Genomic DNA, 19,846 nt, shown 5'->3' with positions numbered 1-19,846 from the left:
AAAATAGCGCTACGTTAAAAACTCTATACCTATTAGCATGACAAACAAAAAAGCCACTACCCGTACGAGCAGTGGCTTGAAAATAGATATAACTTTGAATAAATCAGTTAGCTAGACGGTTTGCTGTCCAAACATACAAAAGCTCTAGAGCAATAGTTGCTCCCGCTAACGCCGTAATGTCACTTTGGTCATAAGCCGGTGATACTTCAACAACATCCATTCCGACCATATTCACACCTTGAAGACCACGAATGATCTTCAAGATTTTGTCTGAATTCAACCCACCACAAACTGGTGTTCCTGTACCAGGAGCAAAAGCCGGGTCTAAGCAGTCAATGTCGAACGTCAGATAAACAGGCTTATCGCCAACCGTCTGCTTAATACGAGATACAATCTCATCGACGCTCAGATCATTTGCTTCCATCGCATTGATAACGTTAAAGCCATGATCATCTTTGTCATACTCTGTACGAATCCCGACTTGAACCGAGTGTTCTTTCGAAATTAGCCCTTCGTTTGGCGCATGATAGAACATAGTACCGTGGTCATAACGACTGCCGTGGCTGTAAGTATCCGTATGCGCATCAAAATGAATCAGAGCCATCTCGCCATACTTTTTCGCGTAAGCACGCAGCAAAGGCAATGTGATGAAGTGATCACCGCCTAGACCTAATAGCGTTTTACCACTATTGAGGATTTCGGTCGCCGCTGCTTCTAGTCGAACGGTTAAATCTTCAGCATCGCCGGTATCAAACACTAAGTCACCCGAGTCAATAACCTTGGTGTGATCGAAGACGTTAAAGTCCCAAGGGAACTTCTTACCTTCCCACGCCAAGTTTACTGAGGCACGGCGAATCGCATCAGGGCCTAATCGCGCACCCGGTCGACCAGATGTCGCCATATCTAACGGTGCACCTAGCACAACGACATCAGCTTCTGCATCCACTGGATTTTGCACCAATGGACGACGCATGAAGGTCATTGCATTGGAGTACAATGAATAGTCTTTTTTAGTAAACAGATCGTTCATTAAAAATCCTCTAAGTAAGTGTAACCCATCAAGCCTTGTTCCAACTCAGCAAGCACGTTTTGCTGCTCCTCTTGTGGGACTTTAGCACTGACCATCTCTTCATAGTTTTGACGAATCAAATCTACATCAATGTGCACGTAGCGCATCATGTCCGCAACCGTGTCACCTTCGTTGATGTAATCTAGGTTCGCCTTACCATCGTTGTCGACATTCACAACCACGCTATGCGTATCACCAAATAGGTTATGCATATCACCCAAGATCTCTTGGTATGCGCCAACCAAGAAGAAACCCATCAAGTACGGTTCATCTGGATTCCATGCTGGTACTGGCAACGTCGTTTCGATACCTTGACCATCAACATACTGATCGATGGTGCCGTCTGAATCACAAGTAATATCCAGCACCACTGCACGTCGCTCGTCTACACGATCTAGACCGCTTAGTGGCAACACAGGGAACACCTGATCAATACCCCATGCGTCTGGTAGCGATTGGAATAGTGAGAAGTTCACGAAGAACTTATCAGCCAATCGATCATTTAACTCATCCAAAATTGGACGGTGGTAGCGGTTCTTTGTGCTCATCAACTGGTTCAATTCGTAGTTGATGCGTAAAGAGATCTGCTCAGCCCAAGCTCTGCTTTGAAGGTTCAACATACCAGTCGCAAACTGATTATGTGCTTCTGCAATATCACTTTGGGTATCGTTGTAAATCTCAATCAAGGCACGGTCATCGCTGCCATCTCTGAGTGACTGAAAGTTACGCCACATGTTTTTTAATAATTGTGGCGCGTCTTCTTCAGGCTCAACAATCACCTCTGGTGAGTAACTTTCGGTACCAATTACATTCGTGATCAACACTGCGTGGTGCGCTGTCAAAGAGCGACCAGATTCAGAAATGATCACCGGCATTGGCTGTTGGTACTGCTTACAAATGTCACCCACTGTCATCACGATATTGCGTGCGTACTCTAAGAGACCGTAGTTCATCGAGTTAGAAGACTGGCTACGTGTACCATCGTAGTCCACAGCTAGTCCGCCACCCACATCGATGTAATCCAGTTGAGCACCAATATCACGCAGTTCACAGTAAAAACGCGCAGCTTCACTCACCCCATTTCGTACGTCACGAATGTTTGCCATTTGTGAGCCTAAGTGAAAGTGAACTAGCTCTAACGCTTCTAATTGTTCTTCCGCTTTCAAACGCTCAATCACAGTAAGCACTTGAGATGCAGACAAGCCGAACTTCGACTTCTCACCACCACTTGCCTGCCACTTACCTGCCCCCTGAGAAGCCAAGCGAATACGTAGACCTAAGCGTGGTTTCACACCCAGTGCTTTCGCTTCTTGGAGCACAAGATCAAGCTCAGACAGCTTTTCAAGTACGATGAAAACTTTGTGACCCAGTTTCTCACCAATCAAAGCCAAACGAACATACTCGCGGTCTTTGTAGCCATTACAAACAATCACTGAACTCGCTTTTTGCGCTAGCGCAAGCACAGCCAATAGCTCTGGTTTGCTGCCCGCTTCTAGGCCCAATTGTTTTTGTTCTAGCTGAGCTTGGCTTGCCAAAATCTCATCTACGACTTCTTTCTGCTGGTTTACTTTAATTGGGTAAACCAGTAAGTAGCGATTGTCATATTGGTATTCATCGATAGCTTGGTTGAACGCATTACAAATATTATGAACTCGCTGATGAACAATCTGCGGGAATCGCACCAATGCAGGTAAGCCGACATTCTTCTGTTCAAGCTGCTTTACAATATTGCTCAAAGGAATTTGATGATCCGTTTTACTTGGAGAGACATACACTTCTCCATTGTCATCAATACCGTAGAAACCTTGGCTCCAGTGCTTTACGTTATATTCTGCACGGATGCGATCTAAATTAACTGATTGTTCCATTTCAAGAGACCTCACAATATAGGGCCATCACCAAGCAACGCCCTATTCATACATACGGCATTACCCAAGTTAAATCGACGCTTTACGATTCATTGGGCGCATTAACTGATATTCTGGCGAGCGAGTCCAATCATAGATATTTGTCGTCTCGACAATCGTTTCTTTAATCACGTGTGAGATAACGGTACACCAAGGCCTGCCACCAGTTCAGGTACTAATACGCGGTGAACATTGAGTTAGTTTTTTTTCGCTACGTGCATAAAAACCGCCTCCTTTTGCTCCTATCACACATGTTTTCTCTGCACAGTTTTTAAACTTTTTCTGGTTGTAACTTGTAAAACGGAGATGGCTAGTATAAATTTAAACCACTGACCGATCGGTCAGTCAGCAAAATGGGGAATAAAATACAATGAACCACAATCCAATAACAAATGATGAATCCACCGTCAGTGTAGATATGAACGCGACGTTTTCGGCTCAACAAGCACGCTTTCGTTCAAACTCAAATCCCGATATTAAATCGCGTCAAGAAGATCTGGCACGCTTGAAGGCGCTGCTCGTTCGTTATCAAGACCAACTCATCGAAGCCCTATCTGAAGATTATGGCCAAAGAGCAAAATACGACTCTTTGATCGCCGATATCACGCCTTCGTTGCATTTGATTGACTACAACCGAAAGCATCTAAAAAAATGGATGAAGCCTTCTCGTCGAGGTGCCGGTTTGATGCTTCAGCCTGCAAAAGTGCGTGTTCATTATCAGCCACTAGGTGTTATTGGAATCATTGTTCCTTGGAACTTCCCTATCATGTTATCAATCGGCCCACTTGCTACAGCTTTAGCCGCTGGCAATACAGCGATGATGAAAATGTCTGAGTTCACACCCGCAACAAACCGTGTGTTGAAAAAGATGTTGAGCGAAGGATTCAGTGAAGATCAAATCTCGATCATTGAGGGTGAAGCGGATATCGCAGCGCAATTCAGCGCCCTTCCGTTCGACCATATTATGTTTACTGGCTCGACAGCCGTTGGCAAACATGTGATGAAAGCAGCTTCTGCTAACCTAACCCCGGTGACGCTTGAGCTAGGTGGTAAATCGCCAACCGTTATCGCACCGGATATGGATATCATGGACGCAGTTCAACGAATCCTATTTTCGAAAAGTCTCAACGCTGGTCAAATCTGTGTCGCACCAGACTACATCCTACTCCCTAAAGCGAAAGTAAATGAGTTTGTTGACGCTTATAAAAGTTACTTCAAAAAGCTCTACCTTGCGGGACTTGAGAGCAAAGATCTCACCTCTGTGATCAATTTACGTCAATACACTCGACTAAAAAGTGTCATTGAGGATGCAGAGCAGAAAGGCGCAACCATTCATACTGTCAGTGAGCAAGCTCAAGATGACGTAAACCACCGTATGACTCCGCATCTGCTGACTGAAGTCAACGACGATATGCTCGCATTGCAAGAAGAGTTGTTTGGTCCGATATTGCCTATCGTCCCTTATGAGTCTTTGGATGAAGCTATTGATTACATTAACGACCGTCCGCGCCCACTGGCTCTTTACATCATGAGTCATGACAACGAAGTACAAGAGAAATTACTGTCTAAAACGCATTCCGGCGGCGTGTGCATCAATGACTCTCTTGTTCATGTTGCAGTGGATGACGCTCCTTTTGGTGGTATTGGCCCATCGGGCATGGGGCATTATCACGGAATCGAGGGCTTCAAAACCTTCAGCCATGCGAAAACGGTTCTGAGCCGAGGAAAAATCAACTACACAAAACTATTGCACCCTCCGTATAATAGCTTGTTCAAGAAATTGATTTTTAAAGTGATTAACCGATGACCACCAAAAGACAGCAGATTTTAGATTCCGCACTTCAACTCTTCGCTGAACAAGGTGTTGAAGGCACATCAACCGCTCAAATTGCTAAAGCGGCAGGTGTAGCAAAGGCGACTCTGTTCCATCACTTTGAAAACAAATCACTACTGGTTGATGAGCTATTCAGAGAGTTGAAGCAGGCACTGTTTAAGAGTATTTTTCAGGATCTAGATTCGACGTCAGAACCGCTCTATTTAAAGATGAGCCAACTGTGGAAAGTCGGGATCGATTGGGCCGCTGCTCATCCAACAGCGATGAAGTTCTTTTCTAACATTCATTTTCATCCGGCAACCGAAGCGAGACAGACCATTGTTTCCGAAATGTTTGCTACCTTGGATAACAATGTACGTTTAGGACAAGAAGCTGGTGATCTGATGACGTTAGACATCGAATTAGTGCGCTATTTCATTCATAGCCACTTCTTAATATCGGTCAACTGGCTGCTAGACCAACCACAGCTATCCGCAGAACAACAGCAGAGCTATGTTCAGCAAAGTTTTGACATGTGTTGGCGAGCGATTGGTGGCCAAACCCAATAATTAGTTTTATTACTTTCTCTCTTAACAAAGCCAGCTTCTATAGTTGGCTTTGTTTTGGGGTACACTGGACAAATTAAACCCATAAGTCTTCCACTCTTCTCGGTTTCGATACCGTGACAGCCCTCGCAATCAATAGCTAAGCCACGTACACTACCCCTCTCAAAATAAAACACCATCAGAAGGCTTAGATTTGCAAACTCTAGAACAACTACAATCCGGACAATTATTGGGATCAACACATTTGAAACTGGCAGAAGGCCTCAAAACGTTCCCAATGGAAATCATAGAGCTTGCAGACACCCTTGAGGTACTCGACCTTTCAGGAAATGCCTTGTCAGAGCTTCCGAAAGAATTAGCGAAACTGACCAAGCTACGCATTATCTTTGCTTCTAATAACCAGTTTACTCATCTTCCAGAAGTGTTAGGCGACCTGCCAAACCTTGAGATGGTCGGCTTTAAGACCAATCAAATCAAAACAGTTAGTGAGAAATCCTTACCACAGAAATTACGTTGGTTAATTCTGACTGATAACGCCATTGAAATGCTGCCTGAAAGCTTAGGACACCGCCCAAGGCTGCAAAAACTCGCTCTGGCAGGAAATCAAATTAAAGCACTGCCACGCAGCATGGAAAACTTGCTGAACCTTGAGTTGATTCGCCTTTCTGCTAACCAGCTCTCTGAGTTTCCTGAATTGCTCGTCAAACTACCGAAACTCGCATGGCTTGCGTTTGCCGGAAACCCTTTCTGTAAGCATCCTAAATCGCTAGACAGTGTGCCACAGGTAACGACAGCGAGTTACAGTCTGAACCACGTGCTTGGTCAAGGAGCCAGCGGTGTCATTTCTCACGCAAACTGGCAAGATGAGAAGTTCGCATTTCCAAATGAAGTCGCTGTTAAAGTATTTAAAGGTGAAGTGACTAGCGATGGCTACCCGCATGATGAGTTAGAGGCGTGTCTCCAAGCTGGTCATCACGATAATCTCGTTAAGTCCATTGCACAGGTTGATGATGGCAAAGACCTAGCATTGGTGATGGAGCTTATCCCGGAGACCTACTACAACTTAGGTTTACCACCAACACTCGAAACCTGTACGCGTGATACTTTCAAAGAGGGCTTTGAACTTTCAATCACTCAAATCACTAGTATTGTTGAGCAGATGATTGATGTCTTTAATCACTTACACGACAACAAAGTTTGTCACGGTGATCTCTATGCGCACAACACGCTTGTGAATGCACAGGGTGAAATGATTTTTGGTGATTTCGGAGCGGCTACCATTTATGGCTATTTAACCGAAAAACAGCAATCAGGAATAAAGGCGATTGAAGCTAGAGCACTTAAGCACTTCATCGACGACCTATTAAGTGTTTGCCGCAAAGAGGATCTCGACTCTCAGCAACACCGAGCGCTCACTCAGTTAACATTCTAGAGCTAAGAAACACATCGACTCAATGATGATGTAAATCGTCATTGAGTCGAAAGTTAAGCAAAACTATCGCTATTAGCTTGTCACAGCTTCCACTTGAAAAAGCTTTAAATAAGAGTGCAATTCATCGTTCTTATATTCGATGGCTGAGTGGATATTCTCACCTCGGTTGGCAATCACAACAAAGCGATATTGATTGTCGCCCTTCTCTATCGACACTTCCAACAAACCATTATTCAAACGCCAACGGCCGGACGTTTCGAAGCGATCAAATAGACGATACTCGTTGAGCCTGCCATCAGGATGAAAATGCACCTCTGTGATATATCCCGCTGGACAACTCTTTACCCAAACTCGGTCAGAGACATCATCATTGGTGAGTTCTCGTTTCTGCTGACGCCAGGTATGAAATTCAGGTTCCATCGCCCATTCAGGTATTAGCGCCGCTATATCCAATAACTCGTTCTGCTTCACTTCTTTGCAATATAGCTGAAGAAAAGTTTTCTGTGCTGGATTGCTCATTCAATCTCGCCTCGCGCTTGATTAGACCAACTCGTAAGAGACAACATAAAGCTGAGAGATACCCGGATAGATGTCTTGAATCACATCTTTCAGTACTTGCAGTGTCATGTTTTCTTGCTGAGCATGGAACTCACCTAGCTCATCAAACAGAATTGGCTCTACGCTGATGATCTTAAGGTTGCAGAACACACGTCCCTCTTCTAACGTTGAGACTTCGACAACGCTACCCGGTTGGTAGTCACGTTCAGATTCATCACGGATGGTAATGGTCTTTTTTCCGGAAAGAATATCAGCTTCGAAACGTTCGAAGAACGTCATAGTGGTAGGTGCGGTCATAGATTTCAATCGCTTGTCATTAAAAATTAGATACTTGTTTATATAACAGAATATCTAGCGAAGCGAATTAAAATTGGATGCGAGATGCGAGATGCGAGATGCGAGATGCGAGATGCGAGATGCGAGATGCGAGATGCGAGAGAATATGACAAGGCCAAATTGCGGGCAATAAAAAAGGAGAGCCTAAGCTCTCCTTCTCTTAATCCTAAATGCAAACTCTAATTAAAGAGCAGCTTTTGCTTTTTCAACTAGAACTGCGAATGCAGCTTTGTCGAATACCGCGATGTCAGCAAGGATCTTACGGTCGATCTCGATAGATGCTTTCTTAAGACCGTTGATGAAACGGCTGTAAGATAGACCATTCTGACGAGATGCAGCGTTGATACGTGCAATCCATAGTTGACGGAATTGACGTTTCTTGTTGCGACGGTCACGGTAAGCGTATTGACCAGCTTTAGTAACTGCTTGGAAAGCTACGCGGTAAACACGAGAACGTGCACCGTAGTAACCTTTAGCTTGTTTTAGAACTTTCTTATGACGTGCACGAGCTTGTACACCACGTTTTACGCGAGGCATTATGCTTCTCCTAAACTAAACGATTATTAAACTAAAAAGAATTAAGCGTATGGCATCATACGAGCAACTGCAGCCACTTCACACTTAGGAAGGATTGCATTTGGACGTAGCTGACGCTTGTTCTTAGTAGTACGCTTAGTCAGGATGTGACGTTTACCAGCGTGCTTAAACTTAATACCACCAGCAGTTTTCTGGAAACGCTTAGCAGCACCTTTGTTGGTTTTCATCTTAGGCATGATGAATAACTCCGCATTGTTGAGTTGTTAATAACAATAGTAATTAGGGCGAATAAAACCCCGCAACCAGAGGCTGCAGGGTTCAATTACTTGCAAAGCCGTTAATTACTTCTTTTTAGGGGCCAATACCATGATCATCTGGCGACCTTCGATTCGAGTCGGGAAAGATTCTACAACAGCTAAATCTACTGTATCTTCTTTCAGACGATTCAAAACGTCGACACCGATGTCTTGGTGAGCCATTTCGCGGCCACGGAAGCGAATTGTTACCTTCACTTTGTTGCCGTCTTCTAGGAAACGCGTCAGGTTGCGTAGTTTTACCTGATAGTCTCCAATATCAGTTCCAGGACGGAATTTTACTTCCTTAATCTGGATCTGCTTTTGCTTCTTCTTCTGCTCTTTCGCAGCTTTGCTCTTCTCGAAGAGGAACTTACCGTAGTCCATCACACGACAAACTGGCGGCTCGGCGTTAGGGCTGATCTCTACAAGATCCATACCAGCTTCAACAGCTGCATCAAGCGCTTCTTGGATAGAAACGATACCAACGGCTTCGCCGTCAGCGCCTGTTAGACGAACTTCACGTACGCCACGAATTTCACCGTTTAAACGATGCTGGTTTTGTTTGGCCGGTTGTTGGCCACGTCTTCCGCCTTTAATAGCTTATTCCTCCAGATTGAGCTTACGGCTTGAAACCTCGGCTTGGATGTAAGAAATAAAGTCATCCACTTTAAACTTGCCTAGGTCTTTGCCTTTACGTGTACGTACTGCAATTTCGCCGGCTTCCATTTCTTGGTCACCACATACGAGCATGAACGGTACACGTTTCAAAGTGTGTTCGCGAATTTTAAAGCCAATCTTCTCATTTCTCAAGTCTGCTTTGACTCTAAATCCACTTTTTTGCAGTTTTTTCGTAATTTCTTGTACGTATTCCGACTGTTTGTCGGTAATGCCCATTACGACTGCTTGTTCTGGCGCCAACCACGTTGGGAAGAAGCCAGCGTATTCTTCAATTAGAATACCGATGAAGCGCTCTAGAGAACCTAAAATCGCGCGGTGAATCATAACTGGCGTGTGACGCTCGTTATCTTCACCTACGTAAGTTGCACCTAAACGCTCTGGTAATGCAAAATCGAGCTGCACTGTACCACATTGCCATGCACGGTCCAAACAATCATGCAAAGTAAATTCAATCTTAGGTCCGTAGAACGCACCCTCGCCTTCTTGAATCTCGTATGCAATCTCCATTGATTCTAGTGCAAGCTTAAGGTCAGCCTCTGCACGGTCCCACATTTCGTCAGAACCTACACGTTGCTCTGGACGAGTAGACAGCTTAACAACGATGTTTTCGAAACCGAAAGTTGTGTAAGTGTCGTAAACCATTTCAATACAAGCTTTTACTTCTTGTTGAACTTGGTCTTCAGTACAGAATACGTGAGCATCATCTTGAGTAAAGCCACGAACACGCATGATACCGTGAAGTGCACCAGATGGCTCGTTACGGTGACATGAGCCGAACTCAGCCATACGTAGCGGTAGATCACGGTAAGATTTCAGGCCTTGGTTGAAGATCTGTACGTGACCCGGACAGTTCATTGGCTTGATTGCGTATTCACGGTTCTCTGAAGACGTTGTGAACATCGCTTCTGCGTATTTGTCCCAGTGACCAGAACGTTCCCAAAGTACACGGTCCATCATTAGAGGGCCTTTTACTTCTTGGTAATCGTACTCAGTCAGTTTTTGACGTACGAACACTTCTAGTTCACGGAAAATAGTCCAACCGTTGTGGTGCCAGAACACCATGCCTGGTGCTTCTTGCTGCATGTGGAATAGATCCAATGCTTTACCAATTTTACGGTGGTCACGCTTAGCTGCTTCTTCTAGACGAACTAGGTGAGCTTTCAGCGCTTTTTTATCGTGGAATGCAGTGCCGTAGATACGTTGAAGCATCTTGTTGTCACTGTTACCACGCCAGTAAGCACCCGCTACGTTTAGTAGAGTGAAGTGCTGACAGAAACCCATATGCGGTACGTGTGGACCACGACACATATCGATGTATTCTTCATGGTGGTATAGGCCTGGACGGTCGTCTTTAGAAACGTTCTCGTCTAGGATTTCCATTTTGTATGTTTCGCCGCGAGCTTCGAAAGCATCACGCGCTTCCTGCCAGCTAACTTTCTTCTTAACAACCTGGTATTTGGTCTTAGCCAGCTCTTTCATACGCTTTTCAATCTTCTCAAGATCTTCTTGCGTTAGAGAGTGCTCTAGGTCGATGTCGTAGTAGAAGCCGTTGTCGATCGTTGGACCGATCGCCATTTTAGCTTCAGGGAATAGCTGCTTAACAGCGTGACCAAGAAGGTGAGCACAAGAGTGACGTACAATTTCAAGACCATCAACTTCATCTTTCGCGGTGATGATTTCTAGGCTTGCATCGTTCTCGATTAGATCGCAAGCATCAACGCGTTCGCCATCTACACGACCAGCAATGGTTGCTTTCGCAAGACCAGGACCGATTGATAGGGCAACATCTAGAGTTGATACAGGGTTGTCAAATTGACGCTGACTGCCGTCAGGAAGAGTAATAATTGGCATTATTTGTCCTTTACAGTGGTGTTGCACACCAAGCAACACATGAAAATGTTTAATATATGTCGGTCAACCAAGCGGAGTTGGTTGGGGATATATGAAAAATTAATTTACCTTTCAAGAAACAAATACAGATGCCTCTTTAAAAAGTAAGCAAGCATTGTAACGAATAAATATTAAATAACAATGACCGCTTTCCATCCCTCATGTTACGTATGCAAGAAAAGTCCGAGATTTAAGCAAAAATCAAACGTTAATAATATGTTAAAACCCTCATTTACCACTAAGCTTAACTTACTATCGCTGGTTAGCCTTGGGGGTGGGAATGAAAAACAAAGTTATAATTCAAACACTGAGCTTTGTGACTCTCTTTTATACTGCTCCTAGTCTTTCTAGCGATGAATATGGGCCGTTGTTGAGTTATGTCCAATCCCCTCTGCATTCGACTCGTCATACTCCCACACTGCGTTCTGGCTTTCCTATTAATGATGGTGACGTCGAGCTATTCGCGAGTTTCACAGCAGCGAGTATCTGGGCAAATTCTGATCACTACCATCTCGACTACTATCAAAACCAGCTTCATACTGGGCTTCGCTGGCAAGTAAGCAACAACTGGCAATTTGAGCTCAATTATCGATGGTTGTATGCGGGCAATAATCACCTTGATAGCTTGATCATCGATTTCCATGATTTCTTTAGCATTGACCAAGCAGGACGCGACCAGAAGAATAAGCACGAGTTTGACATTTATGCACCACAACATGACGTTAAGGTCTCTGATTTCTCCGGAGACACGTTAACCAGCGCGTTTACACTTTATAGCCAATATCAACTCATCAATACGCAATCGCATGGGTTGTCATTCGGTGTTGCCCTTTATAGGAACAACGTTAACAACGGCATATTTGAAGGGGAGAGTTTTGAGCAGAGTGCACAGCTTAATTACAGTTATGCGTTTACTGACCAGAGTATCTATACGTCTGTTGCTATCACACACCAATCCGATTACGAACGAAAGAATGATTTCCCACACAAAAGTACCCTACTCTCTTTTATGGCGGGCTATCGATTAGAATTGCTAACCAATCATGAGCTTCATTTGGAATATCGACTTTATGAAGGCGCAGAGAATGGCCCGACTGAGTTTTCAGAGTCTGCCAATGAAATTCTCTTTGGCTACCGCTATAAATTGCCGTTTGGCGCGGTCGAACTCTCTATTATTGAAAACATCATCAACATGGATAACTCAACCGATGTCGGCTTCCAGATTGCCTATCGCCACCGTATTAGAAACAGCGACTGAATGACTCGGATTTTCACTTAAGTTCTCTATGGAGAGAAACCAAAAAAGCCGCGTATTACCGCGGCTATTCTTAACTTGTGATTGTGTCTAACGATCTGTTTATGAGCTCATGATACGAGAGACAGCAGCGCGAATATCAGCATCAGATGCATTGATTGGCAAACTAAAAGAGATGTATTGATCACCGCGGAAGCTTAATGAACGGTCGATTTCAGCTAGGCAGTGAACTGTATTTCCATTTACGATGAATGAAAGTTCGATCTCTTTATTATTGATGAATCCACCGCTTCTAAATTCTATCTCTTGGTAGCAACCCGACACCGATGAGAAGCTGTTGCCTTTTAGATAACCTTTTTCAACATCGGCTTTCACCATTGTCATTCCTGCAGCTTCTACGCCTTGAATAATTTTCTCGACCGTTGGTAGTGGTTTAACAACGATAAAATCACGGTCTTTAGGATCGATCGCAAAGCCAATATCTAGGTTTGTTTCTACCCACACGTGGCACTGATTCATTTTTGCATTAAGTGCCGTGATTGGTGTTTCATCATTCAACTTTAAGCGAAATGGGACTTGTTTGGTTTCACCTGGTTGAATGGTAAACGGCTCTACTGCTTGAATGCGTCCTAAAGAAAACGTCTCGTAGCTTGTGCTGTCTTCCGTTTCTACTTTCACTTCTGTGTTGAGCACTAAGTTAATCAAATCGATCTGTTGCTCTACGTCACCACCGAGGATATGAACATTGCCAGATAACTCACCACCTTGGAACACTTCAATATTATCCAACACAGTATCGACTTTAGCTGCCCCGATACCCAACGAAGCTTTGAGTTTTTTAAACATACTTTCCCTTTTTAGAATTATCATTTTTGAATGACTTAGAGGTTTAAAGACAAATTTGCTGTAGTTACATCAGATAAGCAAGTAATTTGCCCTACCGATGAGTCATCACACCACACATTTCGTGTAAATATTGTAATCGTTCGCAAATCAGGTACTCTATTTGTATAGTCAATTGAGGGTTAAGTATGTCGAACGCGCCGTTATATTTGCAGATAAAGCAGTTTATCGATGACAAAATTTCTATGGGCCACTGGCCTCCGGGGCACAGAATCACCACAGAATTAGAATTAACTAAGCAATTTAACGTCAGCCGAATGACGGTGAACAAGGCCATCAGAGATCTGGTGAGTGAAGGAAAACTGGCGCGTAAACCGCGTGTCGGTACTTTCGTTTGTGAGCCGGAAGAAAAAGCACAATCTCCGCTACTCGATATTAATAACATCGCTCAAGAGATACGTGAACGTGGACAAGATCACCGAAGCCAAGTGGTGAAACACCAGCAAATCAATGCCGATGAAAAGACCGCAATGCAATTAGGCGTCATGATTAACACACCTATTTTTTATAGTGAAATCATTCACTTTTCAGATGACACGCCGACTCAGTTAGAGTGCCGATGGGTGAATTCAGATATTGTACCTAACTACCTCGATCAAGATTTTACACACTCAACCCCGAACGAATACCTTTCAAATAACTGCCCGCTGAGCGCTATTGAACATACCGTAGAGGCCATTGTGCCAGAACCTAGAGTTCAAGAGAGCCTCGAAATGGCCAACAACGAACCCTGTTTATTGCTTAATCGCCGCACTTGGAGTTCTGAGCGATTGGTTAGCTTTGCCCTGCTTTATCATCCAGGGTCTAAATACAAATTAAGCTCTAAGATACTGCTCGATTAAAGCACATCATCCTGCTTATCGATCACAATTTTGCAACATTAACTTGATTAGTTAACGACTTTAGCTTATTTATTTGTATATACATTTAAACAACCAAGGTTAACGATCGAAATGGCGACAAACTTGATCCTTAAAAATGCGAGTCTCTGTTCAATGACAGGTGAGGAGATCGGCTACACTCCGTCTCACACTCAAGACGTACTGGTCGTGGGCGGCAAAATCGCTCAAATTGCCCCATCAGAGTCCAACGTATTTGCCGAGCAAGAATCGAAGTCAGATCACCATGTCGTTGACTGTTCAAACAAGTTAGTCACGCCGGGGCTAATCGACAGCCACACTCACCTCATTTATGCAGGTAACCGCGCCAATGAATTTGAGATGAGACTCAAAGGTGCAGCATACACAGACATCGCAGCGCAAGGCGGTGGAATCTTATCGACGGTTAGAGCGACGCGTGCCGCGAGCGAAGAACAGCTCATTGAGTTAGCACTTCCTCGACTCGATGGCTTGCTAAGTAGTGGAGTCACAACCGTTGAAGTTAAATCAGGCTATGGTTTAACTCTCGAAGACGAACTAAAGATGTTAAAAGCTGCTAAAGCTTTGGAAAATCATCGCCGCGTTCGTATCACGACCACCCTTTTAGCTGCTCACACTGTACCGCCCGAATTTAAAGATAATACCGACCAATATGTCGACCTCATCTGTGACACGATCATCCCACAAGTAGCCACTGAAAAACTCGCTGATTCAGTCGATGTGTTCTGTGAATCCATTGGTTTCACTTTGGAACAGACCGAGCGAGTCTTTCAAGCAGCTATAGAGCATGGCTTGTCCATAAAAGGTCACACAGAACAGCTATCCAATATGGGTGGCAGTGCCTTAGCGGCAAACTATGGGGCGACCTCTGTTGATCATATTGAATATCTCGACCTTGCAGGTGTAAAAGCACTAAGCGAAAACAATACCGTTGCAAGCCTGCTACCGGGAGCTTTCTACTTTTTAAAAGAGACTCAGCAGCCACCTATCGAACTATTGCGCGAACACAAGGTGCCTATGGCGATCGCGACCGACTTAAACCCTGGGACTTCACCCTTTGCCGATCTCACTCTGATGATGAACATGAGCTGCACTCTCTTTGGTTTGACCCCGGAAGAGTCTTTAAGAGGCGTTACCTGCCACGCAGCGCAAGCCATTGGCAAAGCTGGTTCACGTGGGAGAATTGTAGAAGGTTACGACGCAGATTTCACAATCTGGAACATTAAGCATCCAGCGGATCTTAGCTATCAGGTCGGTGTACCACGCCTATCTAAACGTATCGTTGCAGGAGAGCTATGCCATGACAGCTTCTAATCTAACCCAACACAATCATAAATGGACAGGTCGTGATGACCTAGAAGACGGTGTAGATGGCAAGCGAGTTCACCACATCACGCAGGTCGTTGATTGCTTGAACATACCTTCTGAGCGAGGCGTTGCGCTTATAGGCTTTGAGACTGACGCTGGCGTCGCACAAAACAAAGGACGCGTCGGAGCTAAGCAATCGCCGAATCTAATTCGCCAAGCACTCGCGAATATGGCATGGCATAACCAAGCGAATGTTTACGATCTCGGAAATGTAACCTGTGAAGACGATGATCTCACTAACGCACAAACACAATGTGCTGAGGTGGTTACTCAAGCCCTAAACGAAACACGCACCATAGTATTGGGCGGTGGACATGAGATAGCGTGGTCATCATTTCAAGGGTTAGCCAATCACCTTGATCAGATATCACAAGATCAACCACCTCGTATTGGCATCATCAACTTCGATGCGCATTTCGATTTGCGCGAGCATGAAAGTGAGATTGCCGAAGTGAAGCCAAGCTCTGGCACACCATTCAATCAAATCCACCAATGGTGCCAAAAGAATGGTTGGCCATTTCACTACGCTTGTTTAGGTGTAAGCGCTGCGAGCAATACGCAAGCTCTGTTTAAAAAAGCAGACGCGCTCAATGTTTGGTATTTGAACGACCACCAGATCACCTACCCTAATCTGGTCGGTAACTTAGAAAAGCTGTCTGAATTTATCAAACAGTGTGACTACCTATATCTAACCATCGATCTTGATGTGTTCCCTGCGGCAACTGCACCCGGAGTCAGTGCTCCAGCAGCACGCGGAGTCAGCTATGACAATCTCGCGCCGCTGTTAGAACTAGTACTTCAACACCCTGATAAATTGCTACTCGCTGACATTGCTGAGTACAACCCAAATTACGACATAGACCAACAGACGGCTCGACTTGCTGCGCGCCTATGTTGGGATATCGCCAACGCTATGGCAAACGCATAACTTTAATAAAAACAAAAGATAACGTGAACATAAGGAAATCCAACATGACGAAACATCACAATAGCGACCCTCGCCTAGATACCTCACGTGAGATTCGCGCTCCGCATGGTACGACACTGCGTACTAAATCTTGGCTGACAGAAGCGCCACTACGCATGTTAATGAATAACCTAGACCCAGACGTAGCTGAACACCCTCACTCGCTGGTTGTTTATGGTGGTATTGGCCGCGCTGCTCGCGACTGGAAATGCTTCGATACTATTGTTGAAGTATTAGAGCGCCTAGAAGACGACCAAACCCTATTAGTACAGTCAGGCAAACCAGTGGGCGTTTTCCCAACTCACAAAGACGCACCACGTGTATTAATTGCCAACTCAAACATAGTACCGCACTGGGCAAACTGGGAGCACTTCAACGAGCTCGATAAACAAGGCTTGATGATGTACGGCCAAATGACCGCAGGTAGCTGGATCTACATCGGCTCACAAGGCATCGTTCAGGGTACTTACGAAACCTTCGTTGCAATGGCTAAACAGCACTTCAATGGTGATGCAAAAGGTCGCTGGATCCTAACAGGCGGCCTTGGCGGCATGGGCGGCGCTCAACCTCTAGCGGCAACCATGGCAGGTTTCTCTATGATCGCGGTTGAGTGTGACGAATCTCGTATCGATTACCGTCTGCGTACTGGCTATGTCGACAAGAAAGCCACCAGCTTAGATGAAGCAATGGCGATCATTACAGAATCTGAAACACCAGTCTCTGTTGGCCTACTTGGCAACGCAGCGGATGTATTCCCTGAGCTTGTAGAACGTAACATCACCCCTGATGCAGTAACAGACCAAACCTCTGCTCACGACCCACTCAATGGCTATCTCCCTCAAGGTTGCTCAATGGAGAAAGCGGCGGAAGAACGTTTAGCCGATGAAGCGAAAGTGGTAAAAGCCGCGAAGCAATCTATGGCGATCCAAGTTCAAGCAATGTTAGATCTACAAGAGCGCGGCGCAGCAACCGTGGACTATGGCAACAACATTCGTCAAATGGCACTGGAAGAAGGCGTCGAAAACGCATTCGATTTCCCAGGTTTCGTTCCTCAATATATCCGTCCTCTTTTCTGTGAAGGTATTGGTCCATTCCGTTGGGCTGCACTGTCTGGTGATCCAGAAGATATCTACAAAACTGACCAGAAAGTAAAAGAGCTGATTCCGGACAACCCACATCTTCACAACTGGCTAGATATGGCTCGTGAGCGCATTCAGTTCCAAGGCCTACCAGCTCGTATCTGTTGGGTTGGCCTGAAAGACCGTGAACGTTTAGGTCAAGCGTTCAACGAAATGGTTAAAAATGGCGAGCTAAAAGCACCCGTCGTTATTGGTCGTGACCACCTAGATTCTGGCTCAGTAGCTAGCCCTAACCGTGAAACAGAAAGCATGATGGATGGCTCTGACGCTGTATCAGATTGGCCACTACTCAACGCTCTGCTGAATACCGCTGGCGGCGCAACTTGGGTTTCTCTGCATCACGGTGGTGGCGTAGGTATGGGCTTCTCACAGCACTCAGGTATGGTGATCTGTTGTGATGGTAGTGATGATGCGTCTCGTCGTATTGCTCGCGTACTGCACAACGACCCAGCAACCGGAGTAATGCGACACGCAGATGCAGGCTACGACATTGCTAAGCAGTGTGCGAAAGACCAAAAACTAGACCTACCGATGCTAAACGCTGAACTACGTAAGCTTTAAGAGTGAGAGAAGATATGTCGAACCTATTACTGAAACCAGGACAACTTGGCCTATCCGAGCTTCGTAAAATCAGCCGTAGCCCGGTGAACCTATCGTTGGATCCTGAAGCCATTCCTGATATCGAAGCAAGCACTCAGGTAGTTGAACAAGTGATCGCCGAAGATCGCACCGTGTATGGCATCAACACTGGTTTTGGCTTACTCGCAAACACCAAAATCGCACCTGAAGATTTAGAAGTACTGCAGAAAAGTATCGTGCTTTCTCATGCTGCTGGTATCGGCAAGTTCATGTCTGACGAAACCGTTCGTCTAATGATGGTACTGAAGATAAACAGCCTGTCACGTGGCTATTCGGGTATTCGTCTTAAAGTCATCAATGCACTTATCGACCTAGTGAACGCGCAAGTCTACCCTTGTGTGCCACAAAAAGGGTCGGTTGGTGCGTCGGGTGATTTAGCACCATTGGCTCATATGAGTACGGTTCTGCTTGGCGAAGGTCAAGCACGTCACAATGGCAAGATCATTACTGGCTTAGAAGCGATGCAAATTGCAGGACTTGAGCCAATTACCCTAGCGCCAAAAGAGGGTCTAGCGCTACTCAACGGCACTCAAGCTTCGACAGCATTCGCGCTAGAAGGCCTGTTTGCGGCAGAAGATCTATTCGCCTCAGCAACAGTATGTGGGGCAATGTCAGTTGAAGCGGCGCTTGGAAGCCGTCGACCATTTGACCCTCGAATCCACCGCGTACGTGGTCATCGTGGCCAGATGGACGCCGCATTGGCTTACCGTCACCTACTTGATCAAACCAGTGAAATTGGTGAGTCTCATACCTGCTGTGAAAAGGTTCAAGACCCGTATTCACTGCGTTGTCAGCCTCAGGTGATGGGCGCTTGTTTGCAACAAATCCGCAATGCAGCGGATATCCTAAAGATCGAAGCAAACTCTGTGTCTGATAACCCGCTGGTTTTCGCAGACGATGGCGACATCATTTCTGGCGGTAACTTCCACGCGGAACCTGTCGCTATGGCCGCAGATAACTTAGCGCTAGCAATTGCTGAGATTGGCAGTCTGTCTGAACGCCGCATGGCGCTATTGATTGACAGTGCATTGAGCAAACTACCTCCATTCTTGGTCGACAACGGTGGGGTAAACTCAGGCTTTATGATTGCTCAGGTAACATCGGCAGCGCTAGCAAGTGAAAACAAAACACTCGCACACCCTGCTTCGGTTGATAGCTTACCAACATCAGCAAACCAAGAAGACCACGTTTCTATGGCGACATTCGCAGGCCGCCGCTTGCGTGACATGGCCGAAAACACCCGTGGCATTCTTGCCGTTGAGTATTTGTCAGCAGCGCAAGGGCTTGATTTCCGAGCGCCAAACAAGTCTTCAGCTAGAGTAGAAGAAGCGAAGCAAATCCTGCGAGAGAAAGTCAGCTTTTACGACAAAGACCGCTATTTCGCGCCAGACATCGAACAAGCTAACTTGCTGCTTAAGCTTTCAGTACACAACCATCTAATGCCAGACGGTATTCTATGTAGCTTCTAAGTAGCAATATTCTACGTTAAGGATATCTCTGCTTAACCGACTAAATCTGCACTTCATCGCTCAAAGATGGAGTGCAGCTATCCCCATATAACAGCTTGTCTCCACAAAACACTCCTATCATTTGCGACACAAATATAGCAACCAAG

General features: G+C 45.4%; 18 protein-coding genes. 9 read left to right on the top strand and 9 right to left on the bottom strand.

Annotated features, from left to right (window positions below):
• Window positions 1-103: 103 nt before the first annotated feature.
• A complete protein-coding gene (speB, locus tag OCV50_RS06140; protein WP_261903978.1) occupies window positions 104-1,030 on the bottom strand; it encodes an agmatinase in 927 nt (308 codons plus the stop codon).
• Window positions 1,030-2,937 carry an arginine decarboxylase gene (speA, locus tag OCV50_RS06135; protein ID WP_239840752.1) on the bottom strand — a complete coding sequence of 636 codons (1,908 nt, stop codon included), beginning with the start codon at window positions 2,935-2,937 and terminating at the stop codon, window positions 1,030-1,032. Before speA ends, speB begins: the two co-directional genes overlap by 1 nt.
• Window positions 2,938-3,346: 409 nt before the next feature.
• On the opposite strand from speA, the gene OCV50_RS06130 reads away from it, so the two are divergent.
• From OCV50_RS06130 to OCV50_RS06120, 3 genes are all read left to right on the top strand, one after another.
• On the top strand, window positions 3,347-4,783 hold the full coding sequence (locus OCV50_RS06130; protein WP_261903977.1) for a coniferyl aldehyde dehydrogenase: 1,437 nt from the start codon (window positions 3,347-3,349) through the stop codon (window positions 4,781-4,783).
• The gene (locus OCV50_RS06125) at window positions 4,780-5,358 is read left to right on the top strand and encodes a TetR/AcrR family transcriptional regulator (RefSeq protein ID WP_239840750.1); all 579 of its coding nucleotides are present in this window, start codon (window positions 4,780-4,782) and stop codon (window positions 5,356-5,358) included. The genes OCV50_RS06130 and OCV50_RS06125 overlap by 4 nt, the downstream gene beginning before the upstream one ends.
• 190 nt (window positions 5,359-5,548) lie before the next feature.
• Window positions 5,549-6,787, top strand: coding sequence for a leucine-rich repeat-containing protein kinase family protein (locus OCV50_RS06120; protein ID WP_261903976.1), 1,239 nt, complete (start codon window positions 5,549-5,551; stop codon window positions 6,785-6,787).
• 72 nt (window positions 6,788-6,859) lie between these two features.
• Here the strand turns inward: OCV50_RS06120 and OCV50_RS06115 are convergent, their stop codons facing one another.
• From OCV50_RS06115 to thrS, 6 genes are all read right to left on the bottom strand, one after another.
• Entirely contained in the window at window positions 6,860-7,306 is a 447-nt protein-coding gene (locus OCV50_RS06115; RefSeq protein WP_261903975.1) for a hypothetical protein, read from the bottom strand.
• 21 nt (window positions 7,307-7,327) lie between these two features.
• Entirely contained in the window at window positions 7,328-7,642 is a 315-nt protein-coding gene (gene yqfB / locus OCV50_RS06110) for a N(4)-acetylcytidine aminohydrolase (protein WP_008224694.1), read from the bottom strand.
• Window positions 7,643-7,864: 222 nt separating this feature from the next.
• Window positions 7,865-8,218 carry a 50S ribosomal protein L20 gene (gene rplT, locus OCV50_RS06105; RefSeq protein ID WP_004401084.1) on the bottom strand — a complete coding sequence of 118 codons (354 nt, stop codon included), beginning with the start codon at window positions 8,216-8,218 and terminating at the stop codon, window positions 7,865-7,867.
• Window positions 8,219-8,259: 41 nt separating this feature from the next.
• Window positions 8,260-8,454 carry a 50S ribosomal protein L35 gene (gene rpmI / locus OCV50_RS06100; protein ID WP_032549209.1) on the bottom strand — a complete coding sequence of 65 codons (195 nt, stop codon included), beginning with the start codon at window positions 8,452-8,454 and terminating at the stop codon, window positions 8,260-8,262.
• Between the two features lie 105 nt (window positions 8,455-8,559).
• Window positions 8,560-9,048 (bottom strand): translation initiation factor IF-3, encoded by a 489-nt coding sequence (infC, locus tag OCV50_RS06095; protein ID WP_301339526.1) that lies wholly within the window; start codon window positions 9,046-9,048, stop codon window positions 8,560-8,562.
• Window positions 9,049-9,114: 66 nt separating this feature from the next.
• A complete protein-coding gene (gene thrS / locus OCV50_RS06090; protein ID WP_032549211.1) occupies window positions 9,115-11,043 on the bottom strand; it encodes a threonine--tRNA ligase in 1,929 nt (642 codons plus the stop codon).
• Between the two features lie 319 nt (window positions 11,044-11,362).
• Here thrS and OCV50_RS06085 point away from each other — a divergent pair, with 319 nt between their 5' ends.
• Entirely contained in the window at window positions 11,363-12,340 is a 978-nt protein-coding gene (locus OCV50_RS06085; protein WP_261903974.1) for a DUF3187 family protein, read from the top strand.
• A 99-nt stretch (window positions 12,341-12,439) separates the two neighbouring features.
• On the opposite strand, the gene OCV50_RS06080 is transcribed toward OCV50_RS06085, so the two are convergent.
• Window positions 12,440-13,183, bottom strand: coding sequence for a sporulation protein (locus tag OCV50_RS06080; protein ID WP_261903973.1), 744 nt, complete (start codon window positions 13,181-13,183; stop codon window positions 12,440-12,442).
• Between the two features lie 185 nt (window positions 13,184-13,368).
• Between OCV50_RS06080 and hutC the strand changes: the two genes are divergently transcribed.
• The 5 genes from hutC (at window position 13,369) to hutH (ending at window position 19,700) form a co-directional block, all read left to right on the top strand.
• Complete coding sequence (hutC, locus tag OCV50_RS06075) at window positions 13,369-14,082, top strand: histidine utilization repressor (protein WP_261903972.1); 714 nt, start codon at window positions 13,369-13,371, stop codon at window positions 14,080-14,082.
• 111 nt (window positions 14,083-14,193) lie between these two features.
• Complete coding sequence (hutI, locus tag OCV50_RS06070) at window positions 14,194-15,432, top strand: imidazolonepropionase (RefSeq protein ID WP_261903971.1); 1,239 nt, start codon at window positions 14,194-14,196, stop codon at window positions 15,430-15,432.
• Window positions 15,419-16,414 (top strand): formimidoylglutamase, encoded by a 996-nt coding sequence (gene hutG / locus OCV50_RS06065; RefSeq protein WP_261903970.1) that lies wholly within the window; start codon window positions 15,419-15,421, stop codon window positions 16,412-16,414. Before hutI ends, hutG begins: the two co-directional genes overlap by 14 nt.
• A gap of 44 nt (window positions 16,415-16,458) precedes the next feature.
• Complete coding sequence (gene hutU / locus OCV50_RS06060; RefSeq protein WP_261903969.1) at window positions 16,459-18,153, top strand: urocanate hydratase; 1,695 nt, start codon at window positions 16,459-16,461, stop codon at window positions 18,151-18,153.
• Between the two features lie 14 nt (window positions 18,154-18,167).
• Window positions 18,168-19,700 carry a histidine ammonia-lyase gene (gene hutH, locus OCV50_RS06055; protein ID WP_261903968.1) on the top strand — a complete coding sequence of 511 codons (1,533 nt, stop codon included), beginning with the start codon at window positions 18,168-18,170 and terminating at the stop codon, window positions 19,698-19,700.
• The last annotated feature ends 146 nt before the right edge of the window (window positions 19,701-19,846 follow it).

Origin of the sequence: Vibrio fortis (assembly GCF_024347475.1) — a bacterium.
Taxonomy (GTDB): Bacteria; Pseudomonadota; Gammaproteobacteria; order Enterobacterales; family Vibrionaceae; genus Vibrio; species Vibrio fortis.
The sequence above is the reverse complement of the archived record's forward strand: the minus strand, read 5'-3'. Positions and strand labels throughout refer to the sequence as shown.

Excerpts from the sequence above, each read along its gene's own strand:
- hutC (WP_261903972.1), top strand. The coding sequence starts at position 13,369 with ATGTCGAACGCGCCGTTATATTTGCAGATAAAGCAGTTTATCGATGAC.
- OCV50_RS06125 (WP_239840750.1), top strand. The coding sequence starts at position 4,780 with ATGACCACCAAAAGACAGCAGATTTTAGATTCCGCACTTCAACTCTTC.
- yqfB (WP_008224694.1), bottom strand. The coding sequence starts at position 7,642 with ATGACCGCACCTACCACTATGACGTTCTTCGAACGTTTCGAAGCTGAT.
- hutU (WP_261903969.1), top strand. The coding sequence starts at position 16,459 with ATGACGAAACATCACAATAGCGACCCTCGCCTAGATACCTCACGTGAG.
- hutH (WP_261903968.1), top strand. The coding sequence starts at position 18,168 with ATGTCGAACCTATTACTGAAACCAGGACAACTTGGCCTATCCGAGCTT.
- OCV50_RS06085 (WP_261903974.1), top strand. The coding sequence starts at position 11,363 with ATGAAAAACAAAGTTATAATTCAAACACTGAGCTTTGTGACTCTCTTT.
- thrS (WP_032549211.1), bottom strand. The coding sequence starts at position 11,043 with ATGCCAATTATTACTCTTCCTGACGGCAGTCAGCGTCAATTTGACAAC.
- rplT (WP_004401084.1), bottom strand. The coding sequence starts at position 8,218 with ATGCCTCGCGTAAAACGTGGTGTACAAGCTCGTGCACGTCATAAGAAA.
- OCV50_RS06130 (WP_261903977.1), top strand. The coding sequence starts at position 3,347 with ATGAACCACAATCCAATAACAAATGATGAATCCACCGTCAGTGTAGAT.
- speA (WP_239840752.1), bottom strand. The coding sequence starts at position 2,937 with ATGGAACAATCAGTTAATTTAGATCGCATCCGTGCAGAATATAACGTA.
- hutI (WP_261903971.1), top strand. The coding sequence starts at position 14,194 with ATGGCGACAAACTTGATCCTTAAAAATGCGAGTCTCTGTTCAATGACA.
- OCV50_RS06115 (WP_261903975.1), bottom strand. The coding sequence starts at position 7,306 with ATGAGCAATCCAGCACAGAAAACTTTTCTTCAGCTATATTGCAAAGAA.
- speB (WP_261903978.1), bottom strand. The coding sequence starts at position 1,030 with ATGAACGATCTGTTTACTAAAAAAGACTATTCATTGTACTCCAATGCA.
- hutG (WP_261903970.1), top strand. The coding sequence starts at position 15,419 with ATGACAGCTTCTAATCTAACCCAACACAATCATAAATGGACAGGTCGT.
- rpmI (WP_032549209.1), bottom strand. The coding sequence starts at position 8,454 with ATGCCTAAGATGAAAACCAACAAAGGTGCTGCTAAGCGTTTCCAGAAA.
- OCV50_RS06080 (WP_261903973.1), bottom strand. The coding sequence starts at position 13,183 with ATGTTTAAAAAACTCAAAGCTTCGTTGGGTATCGGGGCAGCTAAAGTC.